Annotated in this window: 20 protein-coding genes; 14 read left to right on the forward strand and 6 right to left on the reverse strand. The window is 66.7% G+C overall.

Translation table 11 applies throughout. The features are described 5' to 3' along the window. The first annotated feature begins 20 nt into the window (after positions 1–20). Together AC13F7_RS02405 and gnd are read left to right on the forward strand one after the other, a co-directional pair. The gene (locus tag AC13F7_RS02405) at positions 21–1,304 is read left to right on the forward strand and encodes a hypothetical protein (protein WP_482999123.1); all 1,284 of its coding nucleotides are present in this window, start codon (positions 21–23) and stop codon (positions 1,302–1,304) included. Positions 1,305–1,307: 3 nt separating this feature from the next. Continuing rightward, entirely contained in the window at positions 1,308–2,210 is a 903-nt protein-coding gene (gene gnd / locus AC13F7_RS02410; RefSeq protein ID WP_481469601.1) for a phosphogluconate dehydrogenase (NAD(+)-dependent, decarboxylating), read from the forward strand. A 5-nt stretch (positions 2,211–2,215) separates the two neighbouring features. On the opposite strand, the gene AC13F7_RS02415 is transcribed toward gnd, so the two are convergent. Then, a complete protein-coding gene (locus AC13F7_RS02415) occupies positions 2,216–3,256 on the reverse strand; it encodes an oxidoreductase (RefSeq protein WP_482999124.1) in 1,041 nt (346 codons plus the stop codon). A gap of 184 nt (positions 3,257–3,440) precedes the next feature. Here AC13F7_RS02415 and AC13F7_RS02420 point away from each other — a divergent pair, with 184 nt between their 5' ends. The 4 genes from AC13F7_RS02420 to AC13F7_RS02435 all read left to right on the forward strand — a co-directional run bounded on the left by AC13F7_RS02420 (position 3,441) and on the right by AC13F7_RS02435 (position 7,763). Beyond that, positions 3,441–3,815 carry a BON domain-containing protein gene (locus AC13F7_RS02420; RefSeq protein ID WP_121039870.1) on the forward strand — a complete coding sequence of 125 codons (375 nt, stop codon included), beginning with the start codon at positions 3,441–3,443 and terminating at the stop codon, positions 3,813–3,815. 171 nt (positions 3,816–3,986) lie between these two features. Continuing rightward, positions 3,987–5,807, forward strand: a complete 1,821-nt coding sequence (locus AC13F7_RS02425) for a sensor histidine kinase (RefSeq protein WP_481469603.1) — start codon at positions 3,987–3,989, stop codon at positions 5,805–5,807. Continuing rightward, a complete protein-coding gene (locus AC13F7_RS02430; protein ID WP_346471350.1) occupies positions 5,804–6,244 on the forward strand; it encodes a response regulator in 441 nt (146 codons plus the stop codon). Before AC13F7_RS02425 ends, AC13F7_RS02430 begins: the two co-directional genes overlap by 4 nt. 4 nt (positions 6,245–6,248) lie before the next feature. Next, positions 6,249–7,763, forward strand: a complete 1,515-nt coding sequence (locus tag AC13F7_RS02435; RefSeq protein ID WP_482999125.1) for an ATP-binding response regulator — start codon at positions 6,249–6,251, stop codon at positions 7,761–7,763. Here AC13F7_RS02435 and AC13F7_RS02440 read toward each other — a convergent pair whose 3' ends face one another. Beyond that, the gene (locus AC13F7_RS02440) at positions 7,764–8,498 is read right to left on the reverse strand and encodes a proteasome-type protease (protein ID WP_482999126.1); all 735 of its coding nucleotides are present in this window, start codon (positions 8,496–8,498) and stop codon (positions 7,764–7,766) included. An 84-nt stretch (positions 8,499–8,582) separates the two neighbouring features. Here AC13F7_RS02440 and folK point away from each other — a divergent pair, with 84 nt between their 5' ends. After that, positions 8,583–9,074, forward strand: coding sequence for a 2-amino-4-hydroxy-6-hydroxymethyldihydropteridine diphosphokinase (folK, locus tag AC13F7_RS02445; protein ID WP_481469609.1), 492 nt, complete (start codon positions 8,583–8,585; stop codon positions 9,072–9,074). A 33-nt stretch (positions 9,075–9,107) separates the two neighbouring features. Here folK and AC13F7_RS02450 read toward each other — a convergent pair whose 3' ends face one another. Then, positions 9,108–9,845 carry a pteridine reductase gene (locus AC13F7_RS02450; protein WP_088434448.1) on the reverse strand — a complete coding sequence of 246 codons (738 nt, stop codon included), beginning with the start codon at positions 9,843–9,845 and terminating at the stop codon, positions 9,108–9,110. 56 nt (positions 9,846–9,901) lie between these two features. On the opposite strand from AC13F7_RS02450, the gene AC13F7_RS02455 reads away from it, so the two are divergent. Continuing rightward, positions 9,902–11,086: a class I SAM-dependent methyltransferase gene (locus tag AC13F7_RS02455; protein WP_482999127.1), complete on the forward strand. Its 1,185-nt coding sequence runs from the start codon at positions 9,902–9,904 to the stop codon at positions 11,084–11,086. A 1-nt stretch (position 11,087) separates the two neighbouring features. Further along, positions 11,088–11,477 carry a VanZ family protein gene (locus AC13F7_RS02460; RefSeq protein WP_482999128.1) on the forward strand — a complete coding sequence of 130 codons (390 nt, stop codon included), beginning with the start codon at positions 11,088–11,090 and terminating at the stop codon, positions 11,475–11,477. A 65-nt stretch (positions 11,478–11,542) separates the two neighbouring features. Here AC13F7_RS02460 and AC13F7_RS02465 read toward each other — a convergent pair whose 3' ends face one another. The 3 genes from AC13F7_RS02465 to AC13F7_RS02475 form a co-directional block, all read right to left on the reverse strand. Continuing rightward, positions 11,543–13,879 (reverse strand): family 20 glycosylhydrolase, encoded by a 2,337-nt coding sequence (locus AC13F7_RS02465; RefSeq protein ID WP_482999129.1) that lies wholly within the window; start codon positions 13,877–13,879, stop codon positions 11,543–11,545. A 94-nt stretch (positions 13,880–13,973) separates the two neighbouring features. Then, positions 13,974–16,604, reverse strand: coding sequence for a TonB-dependent receptor (locus AC13F7_RS02470; RefSeq protein WP_481469616.1), 2,631 nt, complete (start codon positions 16,602–16,604; stop codon positions 13,974–13,976). 134 nt (positions 16,605–16,738) lie between these two features. Further along, on the reverse strand, positions 16,739–17,719 hold the full coding sequence (locus AC13F7_RS02475; RefSeq protein ID WP_482999482.1) for a glucokinase family protein: 981 nt from the start codon (positions 17,717–17,719) through the stop codon (positions 16,739–16,741). A gap of 415 nt (positions 17,720–18,134) precedes the next feature. Between AC13F7_RS02475 and AC13F7_RS02480 the strand changes: the two genes are divergently transcribed. The 5 genes from AC13F7_RS02480 to AC13F7_RS02500 are packed head-to-tail and all read left to right on the forward strand — an operon-like array spanning position 18,135 to position 23,784. Further along, complete coding sequence (locus AC13F7_RS02480; protein WP_482999130.1) at positions 18,135–19,427, forward strand: sugar MFS transporter; 1,293 nt, start codon at positions 18,135–18,137, stop codon at positions 19,425–19,427. A 42-nt stretch (positions 19,428–19,469) separates the two neighbouring features. After that, on the forward strand, positions 19,470–20,537 hold the full coding sequence (locus AC13F7_RS02485) for a LacI family DNA-binding transcriptional regulator (RefSeq protein WP_123730183.1): 1,068 nt from the start codon (positions 19,470–19,472) through the stop codon (positions 20,535–20,537). Between the two features lie 6 nt (positions 20,538–20,543). Continuing rightward, positions 20,544–21,572, forward strand: a complete 1,029-nt coding sequence (locus AC13F7_RS02490; protein WP_482999131.1) for an SIS domain-containing protein — start codon at positions 20,544–20,546, stop codon at positions 21,570–21,572. Beyond that, on the forward strand, positions 21,572–22,720 hold the full coding sequence (gene nagA / locus AC13F7_RS02495) for an N-acetylglucosamine-6-phosphate deacetylase (RefSeq protein ID WP_482999132.1): 1,149 nt from the start codon (positions 21,572–21,574) through the stop codon (positions 22,718–22,720). Before AC13F7_RS02490 ends, nagA begins: the two co-directional genes overlap by 1 nt. Beyond that, the gene (locus tag AC13F7_RS02500) at positions 22,717–23,784 is read left to right on the forward strand and encodes an acyltransferase family protein (RefSeq protein ID WP_482999133.1); all 1,068 of its coding nucleotides are present in this window, start codon (positions 22,717–22,719) and stop codon (positions 23,782–23,784) included. The genes nagA and AC13F7_RS02500 overlap by 4 nt, the downstream gene beginning before the upstream one ends. The last annotated feature ends 247 nt before the right edge of the window (positions 23,785–24,031 follow it).

Consider the following 24,031-nt stretch of genomic DNA (forward strand, 5'->3'; position numbering starts at 1 on the left):
GGGCGGCGGTGCGGCAGGTCATGGCAGCAGGATCGCGGCACTGGCGCCGCTGTGCGCTCGCGGCGCTGCTGGGACTGATCCCGGCGGGCAGCGCGTGGAGCGCCGCGTCCTGCGCGCAGGGCGTGTTGGAGGATCTCGGCTGGCGGATCGACGCGGCCGACATCAATGCCCCCACGGTGCACGGTGGCCCGGTCTGCGAGCGTGCCGATCTGCGCCAGGCCCAGGCCGCCGGCGACCTGCGCGTGCAGCTGCCGCGGCAGTGGTCGGCGGACCAGCGGCAGGCATGGCTGCCGACGCTGTTCGATGACCCGGCCACGGTCTGTGCGTATGCCTTCAAGCTGGGCGCCGCGACCCGCCGCGCCACCACCGCGCTGCAGGACAACGACGGCTTCCGCTTCTCCGCGCTGCAGCTGGGCTGGATCGGCTTCGGTGCCGGCGGCGCGCAGGCCAAGGGCTGGGAGCGCTTCCGCAGTTTCGGTCGCGGCTATCAGCCGGCCGAGGCCAACAGTGCCGCGCTGCAGACGTTCTATGAGGGCCGCGTGCGCGCCGAATGCGGAGTTGGCCGCCAGGTCGCGCAATTGGCGACCCAGCGCGAGCTCTACGGCGATGCCGCGTTCGATCGCGAATTCTCGGCTGATGAGCTTTCCATCGGTACCTTCCTGACCCTGCACGACACCGACAGCATCCTGCTCGGCCGGCACGCCGGTGAGTTCCTGGCCGATGGCAAGGCTAAAAAAACCGCCCTTCGCGGCCGACATGCGTTCGTGGGCACACCCGGTTTCATCGAGCATGTGTTCGAGCGCAAGTACCTGGATGACATCAACAACCAGGCCGAAAATTTCGTGGTGGTCGATGTCAGCGATGCGGCGGCACGCGCGTTGCGCAGGCACGAGGGCTTTGCCTATTACGATCAGATCAACCGGCGCATCTGGTCACTGGCCCAGCGCATGCCGGGCCCGGGTCCGCGTCGTTTCGAGCGCCTGCTGATCGAACGCGACCCGATCTGGCGCCGCGAGGTGCCGGCCGAACAGCAACCGCTGCTGAAGGAGCTGGACACGTTGCTGGACGATCCGTTCTACCAGGGGTTCCTGATTTACGTGCATCCTCGCGGTATACGTCCTATCGGGTATCACATCGCGCGTCTGCTCGATCGCAATCCGCGTACGCCGTTCGCGATCGAGCTGGGGCTGCACAACCTGCACACCACGTTGTACCGGCGCTGGATCGACGCACAGCTGCGCCAGTGCGGGGCGGCGCCGGTGCTTCACGTTACACAACCGTATTCGCAAGCTGAGAAAAGGTGAGTCATGGATATTGCAATGATCGGGCTGGGCCGCATGGGCGCCAACATGGCCGAGCGCCTGCATCGCGGCGGGCACCACGTGATCGGTGTCGATCCCGGTGAGGCGGCACGTACCGCGGCGGCCGAGCGTGGTTTCGAGGTCAGCGCCTCGATCGCCGACACGCTCGCCGCGCTGCCGGTCCCGCGCGTGGTGTGGCTGATGGTGCCGGCCGGTGTGGTCGACCAGACCCTGGCCTCCCTCTCGCCGCATCTGTCCGAGGGCGATGTGGTGATCGACGGCGGCAATTCGTACTACAAGGACTCCATGCGCCGCAGCGAACAGCTGCAGGGCGAGGACGTGACCTACATCGACTGTGGCACCAGCGGTGGCGTGTGGGGCCTGCAGGAGGGCTACAGCCTGATGATCGGGGGTGACCAGGCGGCGGTCGAACGGATCGGGGCGATCTTCCGCACGCTGGCGCCGGCGGAGGACCGTGGCTGGGCGCATGTGGGGCCGAGCGGGGCAGGGCACTTCTGCAAGATGGTCCACAACGGCATCGAGTACGGGATGATGCAGGCCTACGCGGAAGGCTTCGCGTTGATGCAGCACAAGACCGGGTTCAATCTCGATCTGGCGCAGGTGGCCAAGGCCTGGCAGCACGGCAGCGTGGTGCGTTCGTGGCTGCTCGATCTCAGTGCCGATGCACTGGCCCGCAACCCGCAGCTGGATGGCATCGCGCCGTACGTCGAAGACTCCGGCGAGGGCCGTTGGACCGTCGCCGAGGCGATCGATCTGGACGTGCCGGCCCCGGTGATCACGCTGTCCCTGCTCGAGCGCCTGCGCTCACGCGAGAAAAACTCCTTCAGCGACCGTCTGCTGGCGGCGATGCGCAACGAGTTCGGCGGTCACGCGATCAAGACGACCTGACCGCGTCAGAGCGCCACGCGCCGCCCGCTCCGCGCGCTTTCCGCGCCGGCCTCGAGCAGGCGCATCAGCTGCAGCGCCTGCGCGGTGCTGACCGGGGCCGCGCCCACGCCGAGCATCGCATCGCGGAAGGCCGCATAGAACGCCCGGTAATCGCCGGGCACGTTGTCCACGGTGGTGCGTTGGGTGTGTCCGTCGGCATCGATCCGCACCAGATGACCGTGTTGCGGGTCCAGTCCCCAGCCCGGCGCGCCTGGGGCAATGCCACGGCGCAGCTGATCTTCCTGCACGTCCAGCCCGTCCTTGAGGTAGCTGCCGGCGTCGCCATGCACGATGAATCGCGGGCCGGAGGCGGCGACCAGCGAGCCGGCATGCAGGATCGCGCGATGGCGCGGGTAGTGCAGCACCGCATGGAAATAGTCATTGCCGAGCGCATGCTCGCGCTGCGCCATCAGATCTGCGCTGATGGCATCGGGCCAACCAAACAGCTGCAGCATCTGGTCGAGCAGGTGCGGGCCCAGGTCCATCCACAGGCCGCTGCCCGGCGCATCGCTTTCGCGCCAACGGTCACGTACCTGCGGGCGGAACCGGTCGAAATGGGAATGGCATTCGGCCACGCGGCCGATGCTGCCCTCATCGATCACCTGTTTCAGGGTGAGAAAGTCGGCGTCATGGCGACGGTTCTGGAAGACGGTGACGACACGTTCGGCCTCCTGCGCGGCCCGCACCACGGATTCGGCTTCGGCCACCGTCAGCGCAAACGGCTTGTCGACCAGCACATGTTTGCCTGCGGCAAGGGCAGCAAGCGCCAGCGGCGCATGCGCTTCGTTGGGTGTCGCGATCACCACCGCGTCGACGGCAGGGTCGTTGAACAACGCCTCGGGTGTCTCGCAGATGGCCACGTCGGTGAAGCTGCGCAGCAGCCGGTCACGCTGCGAGCTGACGATGCTGTGCAGCGCAAGACCCGGCGTATGCACGATCAGCGGTGCGTGGAAGACGCTGCCGGCCAAGCCGTAGCCGATCAATCCCACCTGCAGTGCGGCGGCCATGGTGCGCTCCAACATATCGAGATGGGACAGCCTAACCGCTGTGCGCGAACGGTGTCGGGCGGAGGCCCAAATCTGAACGATTCCGCATCAACCTGAGCGGTTCACGGCAGCGTTATGCGGCGCCCACGTCCTGTCCACGGCTCTGCACCGACACTGGCCCCACTCTCCGCAAAGGAATTCGAACATGACCAACACGACCCGTAATCTGCTTGCTGCTTCGCTGGCCCTGGGCATGGTGCTGGGCACCTCGACTGCCATGGCCAAGGATCCGCCGAAGACCACCGATCATGCCGCGATGACCCATGCCGACAAGCACGATTCGGCCGAGCCGGTCACCGACAGCTGGATCACCACCAAGGTCAAGACCGACCTGCTCACCAGCAAGAACGTCCCGGGCACCGAAGTGAAGGTGGAGACCGTCAATGGCGTGGTCACCCTCACCGGCACCGTGGCCAGCCAGGCCGAGCATGACAAGGCCGTCCGCGTGACCCAGCAGATCAAGGGTGTGAAGCGCGTCGACGCTGCCAACCTGAAGGTGGCTGCGACCGCCGCCCGCTGAGCCCCACGCTGCACCGCTGAACAGAGCGCGCCTTCGGGCGCGCTTTTTTGTTCTGCCCCGTATTCACAAACGGGTGGAGTATATTCACCGCTTCGCCATCGCCGGTGGGCAGCGTAGTGCCGGACCTCCCGGCTGCGTCGGTCGTCGATGGCACCGAGCTGAAGAGGGACTATGGCGCTGGTGTTCAGTGATCAAATCTGGGACCGCTGGCGACTGCCGGCGCTGGCCCTGGCGGCCGTGGCCATCATCGTGGTGCCGTGGCTGACCCTGCGCAAGCTCGCCGACGACAACGTCGACGCCATGAACTGGGTCACCCATACCCAGGAAGTCGGCGTGGCGGTGTACCAGCTCCAGGCCGATGTGCTGGATGTCGAATCGGCCGCGCTGACGATGTCCAAGGGCATCGACTCCCCCGGCCTGCGTGAGCGCGTCGCCCGTGGCGACCAGCTCCCCGCCCGGCTCGAACGGCTTGCCGAACTGACCCGTGACAACCCTGAGCAGCTGCTCCGGATCGGCCGTATCCAGTCCATGCTGGAGCGCCGGATCGAGCTGGCCAAACAATTGGCGCGTTCCTCGCCGACGGAAGATCAGCGCCAGTTGGTGGCCGATCTGACCTCCCGCTACCCGATCCGCAACCTGGTCGAAGACCTGCAGGCCAGCGAAGAGCGGCTGCTCAAGAAGCGTTCGGCCCTGTTCGCCGCACAGCAGCGTCAGGGCGAGCTGGTGTCCTGGTCGGCGCTGGTGGTGCAGTTGCTGCTGCTGGGCCTGGTGCTGTGGCTGCTGCACCGTCAGATCGGCCATCGCGAGACCGCCGAACGTGCCTCCCTGCGCTCGGCCGGGCGCGCCGCCTCGGTGCTGCATACCGTGCGCGAGCCGATCGTACTGCTGGATCGCAGCCTGCGCGTGCAGATGCACAACCCCGCGTTCGCCGAGCTGTACGGGCTGGATGAGGATGCGTCGGCCGAAGGCCTGGCGCTGGACAGCGTCGGCGACGGTGCCTGGGCCGATCCGGTGGTCCGCCAGCGCCTGACCGATGTGCTGCTGCGCGGTCGCGAACTGTGGGATTACGAACACGAACAGCGCACCGCCGATGATGTCGTGCGGATCATGCTGATCAATGCCCGGCGCATGCCGCTGCCGGACAAGGATGACGAGGTGGTGCTGATGACGGTCAGCGACGTCACCGTGCAGCGCGCCGTGCAGCTGCGGGTGGAAGAGCTGAACCGCCAGCTGGAAGGCAAGGTGGAGCAGGTCTCGGAGGTCAACCGCGAGCTGGAGGCGTTCAGTTACTCGGTCTCCCACGATCTGCGCGCCCCGCTGCGCCACGTGGCCGGCTTCTCGGACAAGCTGACCCGTCACCTGGGTGAGGATGCGGACGAGAAGTCCCTGCACTACCTGGGGGTCATCTCCAATTCGGCCCGGCGCATGGCCGCCTTGATCGACGACCTGCTGGTCTACTCGCGGCTTGGCCGGGCCGCCATGCGGCTGCAGGCGGTGGACATGCAGTCGCTGGTCGCCGATACCCGCGCCATGCTCGACGCCAACCAGCAGAGCGAGGCCGAGAGCAGCGGCGTACCGCACCACGTGGAGTGGAAGATCGCGCCGCTGCCGATCATCGTGTCCGATGAAAACATGATGCGCCAGGTCTGGCTGAATTTGCTCGGCAACGCGATCAAGTATTCTTCCAACCGCGAGCCGGCCCGGATTGAGGTGGACTACACACTGCAGGCTGATGGCAGCCACCTGTTCACCGTCCGCGACAATGGCGCAGGCTTCGACATGGCCTATGCCGGCAAGTTGTTCGGGGTGTTCCAGCGACTGCACAAGGCCAGCGATTACCCGGGAACGGGCATCGGTCTGGCCAGTGTCCGGCGCGTGCTGACCCGCCACGGCGGCCGGATCTGGGCCGAATCGACGGTCGATCAGGGCGCCACGTTCCGCTTCTCACTTCCCCCCGCGCTCGACGCGATCAACAAGGGCTCCGCCGCATGACCGCTCTCCGTACCATCCTCCTCGCCGAGGACAGCCCTGCCGACGCCGAGATGGCCATCGACGCATTGAAGGAAGCCCGCCTGGCCAATCCGATCGTGCACGTCGAGGACGGCGTGGAAACGATGGATTACCTGCTGCGCCGTGGCGCGTTCGCCAACCGTGACGAAGGCCTGCCGGCGGTGCTGCTGCTGGACATCAAGATGCCGCGCATGGATGGCCTTGAAGTCCTCAAGGAGATCCGCAACACCGAAGAGCTCAAGCGGCTGCCGGTGGTGATCCTGTCTTCCTCGCGCGAGGAAAGCGACCTGGCCCGCAGCTGGGACATGGGCGTGAACGCCTACGTCGTCAAGCCGGTGGACGTGGACCAGTTCTTCGGCGCGGTGCAGACCCTGGGCAAGTTCTGGGGTCTGATCAACCAGGCACCGGAGGTCGAGTAAGCCCATGCCGCTCACCGGCCCTGCGTTGGGTGCCCTGCGGATCCTGCTGATCGAGGATTCGCCGGAAGACGCCGAACTGATGTGCGAGCAGATGCTCGACGCCGGCCTGGAGGCCGGCTTCGAGCGGGTCGAGAGCGCGCAGGAACTGCGTGAGGCGCTGGCGCGCGCCGCGCCGGACATCGTGCTGTCGGACCTGAGCATGCCCGGCTTCTCCGGCAATGAAGCGCTGCAGATCGTGCGCGCCGCGTTGCCGGAGGTGCCCTTCATCTTCGTGTCCGGCACGATGGGCGAGGAAAACGCCGTGGCCGCTCTGCACCAGGGCGCCAACGATTACATCATCAAGCACCAGCCGGCGCGCCTGCCTTCGGCGGTGGCCCGGGCCGTGCGCGAAGCACGCAGCGCGATGGACCGCCAGCGGGTGGAAGCCGAGCTGATGCGCGCCCAGCGCCTGGAAAGCCTGTCGCTGCTGGCCGCTGGGCTGAGCCACGATCTGCGCAACATCCTGCAGCCGCTGCTGATCATGCCGGACCTGCTCAAGGCACGGACCGACGATCCGCAGCTGCACCATCTGGCCGACATCATCGCCGAGTGCGGCCGACGCGGTCATGAGATGGCCGAATCGATGCTCTCCTTCGTGCGCGGCTCGCGCAATACGAGCGAACACATCTGCCTGGCCCATCTGTTCGAAGGCGTGGAGCTGCTCCTGCGCAGCAACCTGCCGGCCAAGGTCACCCTGCACCTGGAGGTGGCCGATGGCCTGGCCGTGGATGCCAACTACACCGAGCTGCAGCAGGTCCTGCTCAATCTGTCCTTGAACGGCATCCAGGCCATGCCCGATGGCGGTCGGCTGACGTTGCGTGCTGCGGCCGCCGCCGATACCCATGGCGAGGACTGGCTGCGGATCACGGTGTCTGATGAAGGCATCGGCATGGATGCGCAGACGCTGTCCAATCTCTTCAATCCGTTCTTCACCACCAAGGCGACCGGTACCGGGCTTGGCCTGATTTCCTGCAAGCGCATCGTCGAAGGTGCGCACGGCACCATCCAGGTCGACAGCACGCCCGGAATCGGCACGCGGTTCGAGGTGCTGCTGCCGATGCAGGTGCTGACCGACACCGCCGACACCGTGGACGGGCCGATCATCGCCGGCGCGGGGCAGTCAATCCTGGTGGTGGATGGCGAGGCCACGCGGCTGTCACTGCTGGGCAACGCGTTGTCCAGCCAGGGCTATCACCTGCAGTTGGCCTCCGACGGCGCCGCCGCGCTGCGCTGGATGCAGCAGGAGAGCATGCCGGCCCTGGTGATCGCTGATGCCGGCTCCAAGCTGCTCTCGGCCAGCCATCTGCTCGGCGAGATGGCCGCGCTGGGCTACCGTGGCCCGGCGCTGGTGCTGGAGGAGGCCGACGTCGCCGTGCCGCTGGCGGTGTTTCCGCCCAGTATCAACGTGCACGTGTTGCGCAAGCCGCTGGAAATGCAGCAGGTGTTCCGTTCGGTCGCCGAAGCGCTGCAGACCGCCTGATCAGGCTTCCCACGGGAACGAGGGCAGGCTGGCGACGGCCTGTTCGAGCTTGTGCGACCAGCTGCCATGGATCTCCGCGTACAACGGGCTGTCACCGGCCAGGCGCATGCGCTGGGTGATCCGCAGGTCATCCCTGCGGATCAGCACCAGATCCACTGGCAGGCCGACGGACAGGTTGGATCGAATGGTCGAGTCCAGCGATACGATGGCCGTGCGCGCCGCGTCTTCCAGGCGGGTCTGCGGGCGCAGGATGCGATCCAGGATCGGCTTGCCGTACTTGGACTCGCCGATCTGCAGGAAGGGGGTCTCCGGCGACGCCGCAATGGCGTTGCCAAGCGGATAGATCATGTACAGGCCGGGATGTTCGCCGCCGATCTGACCGCCCAGGATCAACGTCGCCTGGGTCACGATGCCGTCCTGCCCGGCCTCATGCGTGCTGGATTTGACCTGGCTGTCCAGCAGCACGCGACCCACGTACTCGGCCACTTCGAACAGGTGGCGGTAGGCGCGCAGGTTCTCGGGCCGTTGTTCCTCCACATCGCGGCGCAGGCGCGAGATCAGCAGCTGGGTCGTCGCCAGGTTGCCGGCGGCCATGATGACGAAGGCCGCTTCACCGGGAAACTCGAACTCGTGCAGCTTGCGGTGCACGCGCACGTCGTCCAGCGAGGCGTTGGTACGGGTGTCGGCGGCGAAGACCAAGCCTTCGTCCACCTCGATGCCGACGCAATAGGTCATGTCGGTGTCCTATGATGTGCACCCCGATTCTATGCGTTGGCCCTGTTGCCCCCGTGTGGATTCGCCCCACGTACGCTGAATACCATGACCACTGCGCTCCTGAGCCTGGGCAGCAACCTGCAGCCGCAACAGCACCTTCACGCCGCGGTGGAGGCGCTGCGCGCGCGCTTCGGCGCGATCGCGGTCTCGCCGGCCTACCGTACCGCGGCGGTCGGCTTCGACGGCCCGGATTTCCTCAACAACGCCGTGGCGATCCAGACCGATCTGCCGCTGCAGACGCTGGATGACTGGCTGCACGCGCTGGAGGATGCCCACGGGCGTGACCGCAGCGGCCCGCGCTTCAGTGACCGCACTTTGGACATCGATGTGGTGTTCTACGGCGATCTGATCGTGGAAGGCCCCGGCCATCTGCGCATTCCGCGGCCGGAGCTCAAGCACGCCTTCGTGCTCAAGCCGCTGGCCGACATCGCCCCGGACTTCCGCGACCCGGTCAGCGGGCTGACCCTGGAGGCGCTGTGGCGCGCCCATCGGCAGTTCGGCGAGCCGTTCGAGACGATGGAGCTGGTGTCCGGGTAATCAGGCACTACCGGGTGGCGGTCCAAGCGACGGTCATGACAACGTGCGCCCACCGTCCACGCGCAGCGTGTGACCGGTGACGAACGCGGCCTCGGTAGCCAGCCAGTACACGGCCTCGGCGATCTCCTCCACCGTGCCGGTGCGGGCCAGCGGGGTGCGTGCCAGCAGCGCCTGCTGGGCGAAATCGTCCTTGCCCTGTTCCGGCCACAGGATCGCCCCGGGCGCGACCGCATTGACCCGCACCTTGGGCGCCAGCTCCAGCGCCAGCGAGCGGGTGACCATCTCCAGCGCGGCTTTGGCGGCTGCGTACACCGGGTGGTCGCGCATCGGCTGGGTACCGTGCAGATCGGTCAGGTTGACGATGCTGCCCTGCTGGCGGCGCAGGTGCGGCGCGGCGGCCTGGGCCAGCAGCAACGGCGCGCGCGCATTGACCGCGAACAGGTCGTCCCACTGCGCGGCGGTGATCTGGCCGAGCAGGGTGGGGTAGAAGTTGGAGGCGTTGTTGACCAGCGTGTCCAGCCGGCCGAACTGGGCCACGGTCTGGTCGATCAGATCGGGCAGGGCATCGGCATCGCGCAGATCCGCCTGCAGGGCCAGCACGCTGCCCGGGCGCAGCATGTCCATGTCGAAGGCCATCTGCTGCAGCTCGGTAGTGGAGGTGTGGGCATGCAGCACCACCGACCAGCCACAGGCGTGGAACTGGCGGGCGATGGCCGCGCCGATCCGGCGCGCGCTGCCGGTGATCAGCGCCACGGGGGCGGTATCGGTCATCGGGGGTACTCCCTGCTCAGGCTATGCTGTGCATTGTCACCGCAATCGCCCGCGCCATGCATTCCCCACTGCCCACCCCCGAATCCGACGCCCTGGCCCACAGCGACGAGCTGGCTGCGGCGCTGCGCGCTGAAATCCTCGCCAACGGCGGCGCGATGCCGTTCTCCCGCTTCATGGAGCTGAGCCTGTATGCGCCCGGTTGGGGGTACTACAGCGCCGGTGCCAGCAAGTTCGGTGCCGCCGGCGATTTCACCACCTCGCCGGAAATCGGCGCGCTGTTCGCCGCGACCCTGGCCAATGCGGTCGCCCCGGTGATGCAGCAGCTCGGCCCGGAAGCGCGTTTCATGGAGGTCGGTGGCGGCAGCGGCGCCTTCGCCGAGGTGATGCTCAAGCGCATGCTGGAGCTGGATGCGCTTCCCGAACGTTACGCCATCCTGGAGCCCAGCGCGGACCTGCGCGAGCGTCAGCGCGAGCGCCTGGAGAAGGCGCTGATCCCGCCTGTGTTCGCCCTGGTGGAGTGGCTGGACCGCCCGTTCGACGACGACTGGGACGGCATGGTGTTCGCCAACGAGGTGATCGATGCGTTGCCGACGCCGCGCTTCCTCGCCCGTGACGGCATGATCTATGAAGAAACCGTTGAGCTGGATGAGCAGGGCGCGTTCGTGCGTGGCGCGCAGCCGGCCGATGCGATGCTCACCGCGGCAGTCCGGCACGTAGAGCGCTACCGTGAAAAACCCTTCGCCGATGGTTACCGGTCCGAACTGCTGCCGCAGCTGCCGTACTGGATCCAGGCGATCGCCGGCGGCCTGAAGCGCGGCGCGATGCTGTTCGTCGATTACGGCTATCCGCGCAACGAGTATTACCAGGACGACCGCGACGACGGCACGGTGCGCGCGTTCTACCGCCACCACGTGCACAACGATCTGTACCGCTGGCCAGGCCTGCAGGATCTCACCGCTTCGGTGGATTTCACCGCGCTGGCCGAATCCGGCACCGGCGCCGGATTCGAACTGGCCGGTTACTGCACGCAGGCCAGTTTCCTGCTTGGTAACGGGCTGGACGCGCTGCTGGAAAAGGCCGATGCGCGTACCGATGAAATCGGCCGCGTGCGTCTGCGCGATCAGGTCAAGAAGCTGACGCTGCCCACCGAGATGGGCGAGCGCTTCCAGGTGATGGGCTTCCAGCGTGATGTCGACTTCGAAGCGGCGTTCGAACTCGGCGATCTGACCTGGCGTCTGTAAGGTGGCGGCGACACCCGTGTTGAAGCCGCTGCGCTGGCCGCGGTTCTGGCTGGCGTTGTGGTGGCTGGCGGTGCTCGGCACCATCGTGGTCTGCCTGATCCCGCCGCCGCCGATCCCGTTGCCGGAAAACAGCGACAAGGTGGAGCACTTCCTCGCCTATTTCCTGCTGGCCGCATCCGCGGTGCAGATCTATCAGCGCCGCGCGGCGCTGATCTGGGCGGCAGTCGGCCTGGTCGCGCTGGGCATCGGCATCGAAGTCGCGCAGGGTGCCTTGACCGTCAACCGCATGGCCGACCCCATGGATGCGCTGGCCAACAGCGTTGGCGTGCTGGCCGGCATGGCGATCGTGTTCACCCCGCTGCGCGATCTGCTGCTGCGCCTGCGCGGTTGATGCGTGTGACGCAGGCGACCCATGACGGGTAGTGCCGGCCGCTGGCCGGCACCCCGGTGCCCGAGTTACCGCGGCAACAGCGTCATCTCATCCAGCACCCACATCGTCGGCCGGGTGTCGCCGGTGAAGCGCACGCACAGGTTCTGCGTACCCTTGAGCGAACGCGGCAGTGCTGCCTCCAGTGTGATGAACCCATCGGCGCCGGGTGCGGCCGGCAGCTTCACGCTGGCCAGCGGCTTGCCAGTGCACTGCCCGCCGAGGATGTCCATCTCACCGTGTGCGCTGCGCTTGGGCGCGAAGCGGCGGTTCGGCTCGTCGTGGGCCAGCTGGAAGTAGTACGGGATCTGCCCGGCCCGCACGCGCAGTTTGGCGATGCCATCCACATCCGCGTCCTTCCACAACCAGCACGGGTTGAAGATGTCCACGTTGAAGATCGCACGCTCGCCATCGGTCGGGCCGTCATCTTCCAGGCGCAGCAGCAGCTGGCCCTTGCCCGGGCACTGCGCGAGATGTTCGTCGGTCCGCGACAGCAGCGACGTGGCCGTGACATCGAAGCGGCTGGCGGCCTTGGCCAACGCCTGGCCGTTGAAGAACGTGGCGGCCTGCAGCGCCACCGGCAACGGCTGCTGCAGCGGGACGGTGTAGCGGGGGGACTGCGCGGTGACCGCGCTGCCGTCCACGCTGTAGTGGATGTCATAGCCGAGCGGCGTACTCAACGCCAGCGTTGCGGTGCCGGCGCTGCGATCGTCACGGCTGTCCAGTTCCACCTGGAAGGGCGTCTGCGCATACGCGATGCCCATCGCCTGGTAACGCTGCAGCTGTGCCGACAGGCGCGTCAGGAAGTCCGCATAGTCGCGGCGCTCGCGCGGCGACCAGCCGGTCTCGGCCACGGCCGCCAGGCGCGGGAACAGGTTGTGCTGCAGGCGCGCGTAGCTGCGCGTGTGTTCGGTGAACATGTTGGCCTGCAGGCCGAGGATGTGATGCTGCTTGTCCTTGGCCAGTGCGTCCGGCACCGGCTCGAAGCCGTACACGCGCCCCAGCGGAATCGTCGCCGGGCGGCCCGGCGGTTCGTTCGGCGAGTTGGTCTGCAGGTAGTCCATGTACATGTCGGTCACCGGCGACATGACCACGTCGTGACCCTCGCTGGCGGCCTTCAGGCCGCCTTCGGTGCCGCGCCAGGACATCACCGTGGCTTCCGGCGGAAGCCCGCCCTCGAGGATTTCATCCCAGCCGATCAGGCGCCGGTCGTGCTTTTCCAGGAAGGTTTCCAGGCGCTTGATGATGTGGCTCTGCATCTCCATTTCATCGCCGGCACCCAGCTCGCGCATGCGTGCCTGCACCCGCGCGGAGGCTTCCCACTGGTCCTTGACCGCTTCATCGCCGCCCACGTGCACGTACTTGGCCGGGAACAACGCGATGACTTCCTCCAGCACGTTCTCCAGGAACGTGAAGGTGCTGTCTTCCGTGTTGAACAGATTGGGGAACACCCCCCATTCGCTCAGCGGCTTGAGCGGTGTCTCGGTGGTGCCGAGTTCCGGGTAGGCCGCGATCGCGGCGGTAGCGTGGCCGGGCACGTCGATCTCGGGAATCACCTGGATATGGCGCGCGGCGGCATACGCGATCACCTCGCGGATCTGGTCCTGCGTATAGAAGCCGCAGTACGGGCGCTCGGCGCCGGTGACCGGATCGCGGCCACCATCACCGGCCGGAATGCGGCAACTGCCGACGCCGGTCAGCTTCGGGTAGCGCTTGATCTCCATGCGCCAGCCCTGGTCATCGGTGAGATGCCAATGGAAGGTGTTGAGCTTCTGCTCGGCCATCGCATCGAGGACCTGCTTGATCTCATCCAGGCTCTGGAAGTGGCGGGCCGAATCGAGCATCAGGCCACGCCAGCTGAAACGGGGCGCATCGTCGATGCGCAGCGCCGGGAGCTTGCCATCGCTGCCGCCGGTGAGCAGCTGCGAGAGCGTGGCCGCCCCGTAGAACAGGCCGGCTTCGGTGGCGGCCTGCACGGTCACGCCACGCGCGTCGGAACGCAGCTGGTAGCCCTCGGCACCGGTCTTGAGCGCGGCGTCGAGCACGAAGCGGATGCCGTTCTGTTCGCGTCCTGCGTTGACCGTCACCGCCGGACCACCGCTGTCACGCAGCAGGGTGGCGAACTGCGTGGCGACGCGCTGGGCGGCCTGGCCTTGTGCATGAACCTGCGTGGCGGCCGTCACTGTGTAGCCGGCGCCCTCGAGGCGGTCGACCTTGGCGGGCGCGGGGATCAGCATCAGCGAGCCGGCTCGGGCACGCGGGCCGTCCGGTGCCTGCGCATCGGTGGCCTGGGCCCGCGGTGCGATGGAGAGGGCCAGTGCGAAGGAAAGCAGCGACAGCGAGGTACGACGGGTGCGGGTGTGCATCGGGTCATTCCTTTGTAGCGATTCGGGTTCCACCTGTGAAAACGGGCCCGGAGATCCGGGCCCGTTTCAGGTGTGCAGCGTACTACCGGGGCAATCAGAACTTGAAGTGCAGGGTGGCCATGTAGCGGCGGCCGCTCTTGTAACGCGAGGCCAGGTGATCCTTGTCGCCCAGGTACTGGAAGTACTCTTCATCGAGCAGGTTCTGGGCGTCAACAGTGACCGACCAGTTTTCGTTGAAGGTGTAGCCGAAGCTGGCGCCCAGCTCGGCGTAGTCGTCCACGCTGGCCGGTGCCGAGCCTGCGACGTAGCCGCCGGCCAGGTAGCTGTCACGCCAGTTGTAGGTCAGGCGGGCGTTGATCGGACCCTTTTCGTAGTACGGGCTGAACGCGACCGAGTTGCGCGACTGGTAAGGCAGCGCATCACCGGAGTTGTTCTCACCGTTGGCGTAGGTGTAGTTGGCGGTCAGGCCGAAGCCGCTTTCGCCGAAGGGCTGCTGGTAGCTGAGGTTGAAGCCCTTGACGTGACCGCTGCCGGCATTGCGCGGACGCTGGATGCTGTAGTCGCAGTAGCCGTCGGCCGTACAGCCGTTGGTGCCCACGATGTTGGCCCAGGTGGCCGGCGAGGTATCGCGGATCGAGTTGTACTGGCGCTCGGTGACGGCGCTGGTATCAATGTAGTTGTCGATCTTCTTGTAGAACAGCGACCAGGCCACCACCGACTGCGGCGCGAAGTAGTACTCGGCCGACAGGTTGTAGTTCCAGGACTCATACGGCGACAGGGCTGCGTTGCCGCCGCTGCCGGTGAGCGTGGTGTCGTTGAGGAAGGTGTTGTTCACCATCTGGTTGTACGGCGCCCACGCGATGACCTTGCTGGCGCCGAAGCGGAAGACCCAGTCGCTGTCGGTGTCATAGACCAGGTTGACCGAGGGCAGCAGGAAGTCTTCCTTCTTGGTCTGGGTCTGCCACTTGCTGTCCAAGTCGGTCAGGGTGGGGGTGCCGCCGTAGACGAAGCCGCTGCCGGCGGTCTTGGAATCCACGTAGCGCACACCGACGTTGCCGCGCACCGGGCCGTTGGAGAAGTTCAACTGCGCGTAGGCGGCGTTGTTGGTCTGCTCCAGCGCCCAGCTGTTGTTGAGGTAGCTGGCCGGATCCGGGTTGGCGAAGTCCAGCGGGCTGCCCTTGACCCAGTTCAGCACGTTGTCACGGCCGACCTGGACATGACGGCCCTGGCCATCGGCGAAGCCCTGGATGTCGGTCAGCCCGATGGTGCCGACGTCGGCCAGGGTGCCCGGACGCACGCCGCCATACACGTTCAGATCGAAGCTCTCTTCATGCTTGCCGTGGCGCACGCCGAACTGCAGCTGGTTGAAGATGCTGTCGAACTGCACATTGAAGTCCAGCTGCGCGTAGGTGTCCTTGCTGTCGGTGGAGAAGATGCCGTTGTTGCCGAACCAGCCACCGGCCGAGCCCCAGTTGGCCGGGTTGCGGGCCGCCTCGGGGTTGTCGAAGGTGATGCCCTTGTCCAGGTTCCAGCTGAAACCACCGTTGTAGAACGGTTCGATGAAGTACTGGGCCAGGTCCTTGTTCTCGGACTTGCTCTGGCCGACCTGGCCGCTGATGCCCCAGCCCTCGCCCTTCCAGGCGCCACGCAGGTCCAGACCCTTGGTGGTCACTTCGGATTCGCGCACGTTGTTGTCGTAGATCACCGTGCCGCTGTTGGCGGTGGCACTGGCGTTGGAGTGGCCGCTGTTGACCACGCCGTTGCGCACATCGCCGAGCTGGTTCACCGCACCGATGGTGCCGGGATTCCAGGTCAGGAAGGAGTACATCGACTGGTTGTAGTTGTCGAAGTTCTCCTTGATGTACAGGCCGCTCAGGTTGAACTCGAGCTCATCGGTCGGCTTGAACTGCAGGTTGACCACGGCGCTGTCGCGCTTGCGGTCCTGCTGGAACCACGCCGCGTTGACCGAGTTGGGCACATCCGCGTTCGGGTCCACGCCCGGTGCATTGGTGAAGGTGGATGCCTTGGCGTACCCGAACACTTCCATGCCCTGGCGGTCCACGCGCTCTTCATAGTGCTGCGCGGCCACGTTGATGCCGAAGGTTTCCTCGTCGTTCTTCCAGCTGTAGATCGCCGAGGCGTTCGGCTTGCCCTTGCTGGCCTGGTCGCTGTAGCTGTAGCCGATCGAGGCGGCCACTTCATTGGCGCGCATGTCCAGCGGCTGACGGGTGTGCATCAGGATGGTGCCGCCCAGGCTGCCTTCGGTCAGGCGCGCTTCGGAGGACTTGATGACTTCCATGCGGCCCAGGATCAACGGCGACAGCAGGGTGTAGTCGAAACCGCGGTTGGGCTGTTCGCCGTACAGCCAGATCGCCTGCGCGACCGGGTGGCCATCCAGGAAGGACAGGTTGAGGCTGGGGTCGGTGCCGTCGATGCTGACTCGCTCACCCTGGCCGAAGCGACGGTCCAGTGAGATGCCGGGCAGCTGCGACAGCGCCTCGGCCACGTTGGTGCTGGGGAACTTGCCGATGTCCTCGGCGGTGATCGCCTCGGAAATGGTCACGTTGTTGCGCTTGGTATCCAGCGACTTTTCCAGGCTGGCGCGGATACCCACCACGCTGACTGTATCCAGGTCGGTGGGGGTGGTCGAGGTTTCCTGCGCCTGCGCGCCGAACACCAGACAGCTGAAAATGGCTGCCGAAAGCAGACTCTTGCGGTGGTTCATGATGTCTCTCCTCATCAATCCGATGGTTCGCCGGCGACGGCGTGTCTTCTTGCGTCTGGTACGACTTTGCCGCGCGCCCTGGAAGGGCGCGCCATGGGTGCCACGTACTGCGTATTGCCTTTCCCTGCGCGCCGTCAGGCGTTCGGGTGGTCCCTATGTCCCAGGTACCAGCTGGCGGCGCCGATGACGCCCAGCTGCCCGTGCTCGACCACCTTCACGGGAATGCGTTCCAGCGCCTCGCGCATCGGCCCCTTGTTGAGGTACCGCTCGACGAAGGTGCTGTTCAACAGGAAATCGCGGATCTGCGGCAGGATGCCGCCGGCCAGATAGACCCCGCCGGTGACGCCGTACTGCAGCGCCATGTCACCGATCGTGCTGCCGAGCAGGCCGCAGAACACGTCCAGGCTCTGCCGTGCGAGCGGGTCCTGATCGGCCACGGCGGCGGCGGTGATCGCATCGGGGGTGGTCAACGTCGGTGCGTGGCCGTTCAACGCGCACAGGGCGCGATACAGATTCATCAGGCCGGGTCCGGACAGCGCCTGCTCCACCGAGACACGCGAGCGCTCGCGCAGCATCTGCCGCACGATCGCCATCTCCAGTTCGGTGGTGGTGGCCAGGGTCGGCTGGCCGGCTTCGGTGGCCAGGACCACGGCACCGTGCGCGGTAGGAATCCATACCGCCGCGCCGAGGCCGGTGCCGGGGCCGACCACCAGGGTCGGGCCGCGCGGGGCGGTGGCCGGGCCGGTCAGCTGCAGCACGCCGCTGGCGTCGACCTGGGCGGCGGCGTAGGCCACGGCCTCGAAGTCATTGACGATGTAGACCTGATCCAGGCCGACGTCGCGCTCGATCTGCCGCGCCGACAGCGGCCAGGGCAGGTTGGCAGTGATCACGGTGCCGTCTTCACGCGCATAGCCGGCAGTGGCGACGACGCAGTGTGCCGGGCGCGGGCCATCGGCCAGGAACTCGGACAGGATCGCGCTGAGGCCGGCGTAGTCGGCATTGCGGAATTTGCGGTAGTCCAGCAGCTGCACGGGATGGTCCGGATCCGCGCTGGCCTGGACCCGGCCCACCCGGACATGCGTGCCACCCACGTCGGCGGCCAGGAACGGCGGCATCGCAGCGGACGGGGCCTGGGCCGGTACAGCGTGGGCGGCGTTGGTCACACGGACTCCATCGGTTGGGCACGGCCAGGGCTGGCCCGGCGATTGAGGCGGAGTCTGTAATCGTTCTGACAACGATGTCAACGATAACCTCACACTTTCGATGCTGCGCCGCAACGGGGCCTGCCGCAGGAAAACGTTTTCACCCAACGGGCGTCATGTTTTTGCAAACTGCTTGGAAACAGGGGCTCATCTCCCTTCCGATGAGTCATACCGGGTTTTTGCGCAGATGCAGCACGCGGTTTTCATCGGTCGTCCGGAAAACCAGTTGTTGACAAACCCGGCAGGGGCGACGAATAAATGTGACAACGTTGTTCCCAGCCACTCTTCCGACGCCGCATCGCGCGCCGTCGATGCAGGAGCCTTCTTGATGTCTGCCGTGCCTGCTGCCTCCGCGCGTTCGAGCGTGCTTACCTCGATCCTGATCATCGGCGTGCTGTTCTTCCTGATCGGCTTCTTCACCTGGCTCAACGGCCCGCTGATCACCTTCGTCAAACTGGCCTTCGAGCTGGACGAGGTCGGCGCCTTCCTGGTGCTGATGGTCTTCTACCTGTCGTATTTCTTCCTCGCCCTGCCGGCCTCATGGATTCTCAAGCGCACCGGCATGAAGAAAGGCCTGAGCCTGAGCCTGCTGGTGATGGCGGCCGGTGCGGTGGTGTTCGCCCACTTCGCCCAGCAGCGCTGGTACCCGGGCGCGCTAAGTGGCCTGTTCGTGATCGGCAGCGGTTTGGCCCTGCTGCAGACGGCGGTCAACCCGTACATCAGCATCCTCGGGCCGATCGAAACCGCCGCCCGGCGCATCGCGCTGATGGGTATCTGCAACAAGGTCGCCGGCATGCTCGCCCCGGTGCTGATCGGCACGCTGGTGTTGCATGGCATCGGCGATCTGGATGCCCAGGTGAAGGTCGCAGACGCCGTGACCAAGACGCTGCTGCTGAACGAGTTCGCCGCCAAAATCCAGCTGCCGTACATGGCCATGGCCGGGCTGCTGGTGGTGCTGGCGGTCGGCGTGCTGTTCTCGCCGCTGCCCGAATTGAAGACCGCTGAAGCCAATGCCACGCCGGCCCGCGCGCCAGGCGTTGCCGAGCGCACCAGCATCTTCCAGTTCCCGCACCTGTGGCTGGGCGTGCTGTGCCTGTTCGTTTACGTCGGCGTGGAAGTGATGGCCGGTGATGCGATCGGTACCTACGGGCATAGCTTCAACCTGCCGCTGGACCAGACCAAGATGTTCACCTCGATCACGCTGGCATTCATGCTGTCCGGTTACGTGGTGGGCCTGGCGCTGATTCCGCACCTTGTGACGCAATCGCGCTACCTGAGCATTTCGGCCGTGCTGGGCGTGCTGTTCAGCACCGGCGCGCTGCTGACCCACGGCTATGTCTCGGTCGGCTTCGTGGCCGCGCTGGGCTTTGCCAACGCGATGATGTGGCCGGCGATCTTCCCGCTGGCGATCCGCGGCCTGGGCCGCTTCACCGAAACCGGCTCGGCGCTGCTGGTGATGGCCATTGCCGGTGGCGCGATCATTCCGCAGCTGTTCGCGGTGCTCAAGCAGCACTTTGATTTCCAGTGGGTCTTCGCCGGCCTGATGGTGCCCTGCTACCTGTACATCCTGTTCTACTCGATGCGCGGCCACCGGGTCGGGCTGTCCCGCGACGGGCAGTGATCGGCGATCATGGACGCTCAACCGGTCAGCCAGGGAAAAACGATGCGTAGAGCGACCATCAAGGATGTCGCCGAACGGGCCAAGGTATCGCTGAAGACGGTCTCGCGGGTGATCAACAACGAACCGTCGGTGATGCAGGCCACCCGCGCGCGCGTGCTGCGTGCGATCGCCGAGCTGGACTACGAGCCTGATCCGGCCGCGCGCAACCTGCGCACCGGCACCACGCTGGTGGTCGGGCTGGTGTACGACAACCCCAACCCGTACCACATCATCGGCGTGCAGAACGGCGTGCTTGCGGCGTGCCGCGAAACCGGCTTCGGGCTGCAGATCCATCCCTGCGATTCCAGTTCGCCGATGTTGGCTGAGGAGCTGGCCGACTGGGTGCAGCGTTCGCGCCTCGCCGGCCTGGTGCTGACCGCGCCCATGTCCGAGCGCAAGGATCTGGTGGCCGCACTCACCGCACGCGGGATCAAGCTGGTGCGCATCATCGCCGCCACCGCCGATCCCGAAGATGGCGCCTGCGTGTTCGTCGACGACCGCGAGGCCGCCTATGAAATCACCGAGCACCTGATCCAGCTTGGGCACCAGCGCATCGGGTTCCTGTGGGGCGGTAGCTCGCACCGTTCCAGTGGCGAACGCTACGCCGGCTATGAAGCGGCACTGCGCGACTACGGCATGTCCATCGACAAGCACCTGGTGGTGCAGGGCGACTACACCTTCGATGACGGCTTCCGCGGCGCGCGCCGCCTGCTGGCGCTGCGCGAACCGCCCACGGCCATCTTCGGCTCCAACGATGAAATCGCTGCCGGCGTGCTGGCGGCGGCCAAATCCACCGGCATGAACGTGCCCTACGACCTGTCCATCGCCGGCTTCGAGGACAGCCCGTTCTCGCGCCAGTCCTGGCCGCCGTTGACCACGGCCAAGCAGGCCACCGAAGACATCGCCCGGCATGCCGCGCGCCTGCTGATCGCGCAGCTGCGCAGCGATGCGTACGACGACGCGCCGCTGCAGCTGCAGAACCAGGGCTTCGTGCCGCAGCTGGTGGTGCGTGGCTCCACCGCGCCGATGCGCCCGCAGGGTGCACGGCTTCCTTCTCCTGAAACGACCTGAGTTCCCATGTCCCTGCCTGCTGCCCACGACACCCTGATGTACCGCGAAGCCGCGGAAGCCGCCGATGTGATCGCTGCGCAGTTCGCGCGCAACCAGGTGGCCGTGGAGACGCTGGCGGCCAGCCTGCGCGCGGCGCCGCCGCCGTTCGTGGTGACCTGCGCACGGGGCAGTTCCGATCATGCCGCCACCTACGCCAAGTACCTGCTGGAAACCCGGCTCGGGCTGGTGACCGCCTCGGCCTCGCCGTCGGTGGGGTCGGTATATGAAGCGCCGTTGAAACTGCGTGGCGCGCTGTACATCGTGATCTCGCAGTCGGGCAAGAGCCCGGACCTGCTGCGCAACGCCGAGGCCGCACGTGCCGCTGGCGCGCGCGTGGTGGCGCTGGTCAACGTCGAGGATTCGCCCCTGGCGCAGCTGGCCGAGACGGTCATCCCGCTGGGCGCAGGTGCCGAGCGCAGCGTGGCGGCGACCAAGAGCTATCTCGCCTCGCTGTCGGCTATCCTGCAGCTGGTGGCGTACTGGACCCAGGACGTGGGGCTGATCGCCTCGCTGCGCGCGCTGCCCGATGCACTGCGCGAGGCCTGGAAGAGCGACTGGTCGTCGCTGACCGATGGCCTGGTGCCGGCCCACAATCTGTTTGTACTTGGCCGCGGTCTTGGCCTGGCCGCAGCGCAGGAAGCGGCGCTGAAGTTCAAGGAAACCTGTGGCCTGCACGCCGAGGCCTACAGCTCGGCCGAGGTCAAGCACGGCCCGATGGCGCTGGTCGGCCCGGGCTTCCCGGTGCTGGCCTTTGCCCAGCCAGATGAAACCGGCGCCGGCACCCGTGCGGTGCTGGGCGAGTTCGCTGCGCGCGATGCGCAGGTGTGGCTGGCCGATGTCGGTGGGGACCTGCCGCTGCCGGTCGCGCCGCACCCGGCCTGCGCCCCGCTGCTGACCATCCAGAGCTTCTACCGCGCGATCAATGCGCTGGCACTGCGGCGTGGCCACAACCCGGATCTGCCGCCGCATCTGAACAAAGTGACGGAAACCGTTTGATGAAAACTGTCCTGCGCAATGCCCGCATCCTGGCCGGTGACGACTTCCGCGACGACCTGGCGATCGTGATCGAAAGCGGCCGGATCACCGCGCTCATCTCCGATGCCGCGCCGATGCTGGGTCAGGCAGATGAGCAGGTGGACCTGGGGGGGGGGTGGCTGCTGCCCGGCTTCATCGATGCGCAGGTCAATGGCGGTGGCGGCGTGCTGTTCAACAACCGCCCGGATGTGGCCACGCTGCGCACACTGGCGAAGGCGCACCGCCGCTTCGGCACCACCGGTCTGCTGCCCACCCTGATCAGCGACGACGTGCAGGTGATGCGCGCGGCCATCGCCGCGACCCGCCAAGCCATCAGCGAGGGCGTGCCGGGCGTGCTCGGCATCCATCTGGAAGGCCCTTACATCGCCCCTGCGCGCAAGGGCACGCACGATCCGAACAAGTTCCGTGTGCCGGACGCCGCCGAGATCGCCTTGGCCGCCTCGCTGGACAACGGCGTCACCCTGCTCACGCTGGCGCCCGAGCGGGTACCGCTGGAAAGCATCCGCGCGCTGGTGGAACGTGGCGTGGTGGTGGCGGCAGGTCATACCGCCGCCAGTTACGAAGAGGCGCGTGCAGGCCTGGAGGCCGGTATCCGCGGCTTCACCCATCTGTACAACGCGATGTCGCCGCTGACCGGGCGCGAACCGGGTGCAGTGGGCGCTGCCCTGGAAGACCGCGACAGCTGGGTGGGTATCATCGCCGACGGCGTGCATGTGCACCCGGCCAGCCTGCGTGTGGCACTGGCCGCCAAGCCACGTGGCAAAGTCATGCTGGTCACCGATGCGATGCCGCCGGTAGGGGCGGATGACCCCAGTTATGAGCTCTATGGCGAGGTGATCACCGCGGTCGACGGGGTGGTGCGCAATGCCGCCGGCTCACTGGCCGGCTCGGCACTGGACATGGCCACCGCGGTACGCAACAGCGTGCAGCTGCTGGGCGTCTCGCTGGCCGAGGCGGCGCGCATGGCCTCCACCTATCCCGCGCAGTTCCTGAATCTGGATGACCGCTACGGGCATATCGCTGAAGGCCATCATGCCGATCTGGTCCTGCTCGATGATGCGCTGCAGGTACGCAGCACCTGGATTGCCGGGCAGCGCGAAGACGTATGAGTGACGCGCCGTCGGGGCGGATGGGGTCGATCGACGCGCTGCGTGGCCTGACCGTCGCGGCGATGCTGCTGGTCAACAATCCCGGCGATTGGAGCCATGTCTACGCGCCGCTGCTGCACGCGGACTGGCATGGCTTCACCCCGACCGACCTGATCTTCCCGCTGTTCCTGTTCATCGCAGGCGTCTCGATGGCGTTCAGCCTGGCCCCGCGCGCCACCGACCCGGCCATGCGTCCGGCGCTGGTGCGTGGGGTACTGCAACGCGCGCTGCGCATCCTGATCGCCGGTGCGCTGCTGCACCTGATGGCGTGGTGGCTGTTTGAATTACCCGCGTATCGCCTGTGGGGCGTGCTGCAGCGGATCGCCCTGTGCGTGGCGGCGGTTGGCGTGCTGGCGGTCTACACGCAGGCGCGGACGCAATGGGCGGTCATTGTCGGCTTGCTGGCCGCCTATGCGGCGATCCTGCTGTCGGCCGCTTCCTTGGAGCCGTGGGTCAATCCGGCCAGCCGCCTGGACACCGCGCTGTTTGCCCCCTTCCTCTACACGTACTCTGCGCGCACCGGACTGGGTCATGACCCGGAAGGCCTGCTCAGCAGCCTCGGTGCGATTGCCACCACGGTGCTCGGCCTGCGTGCCGGTGCGTGGTTGCGTGCCGGTGAGACGGCTCGGCTGGCGGTCCTGGCGGCCGCCTGCCTGGCCCTCGGCGGGCTGACCACGGTGTGGCTGCCGTTGAACAAGCAACTCTGGACGCCCAGCTTCGTGGTCTGGGCCGGCGGCCTTTCCATGGCCGCGCTGCTGCTGGCGCACGCGGTGATCGACCGTGGGGGGCTGCCTGCGCTGGGTCGCCGCTTCGGGATGAATGCAATCGCTGCCTATCTCGGGTCCTCCGTGATGGCGCTGGTGCTAGGCGCGACCGGTGCATGGGCCTGGGCATTCCGTACGTTGGAGCATGCGCTGCCGCAGGCGCCGAAGCTGGCCTCCGTGGCCTGCGCAGTAGGCTTCGTGGCGCTCTGGTGGCTGGTGATGTGGGCGCTGGACCGTCGGCGGATCTACCTGAAGATCTAGCGGCACCGGCCCGCGCACCTGCATTTACGTTCACATCACAGTCGAACAGTAAAAGTACCTATCACCACTACGTAATTGACGAACCCGCGTTCTGGCCGTTACCCACTCGGGTGCGCCGCCTCTCTTTTCCTGATGTTGCACCGCTGGTAATGCAGTCCCAGGCAGCACGTGCTGCCGACGTGAACTCCATGGTGATGCGTGCAGTCAGGAGCAGGGGGCTTCGATGACCTGTCATGTCGCCGCCGCC

The sequence above is a fragment of the Stenotrophomonas sp. K-6 genome (assembly GCF_056861555.1).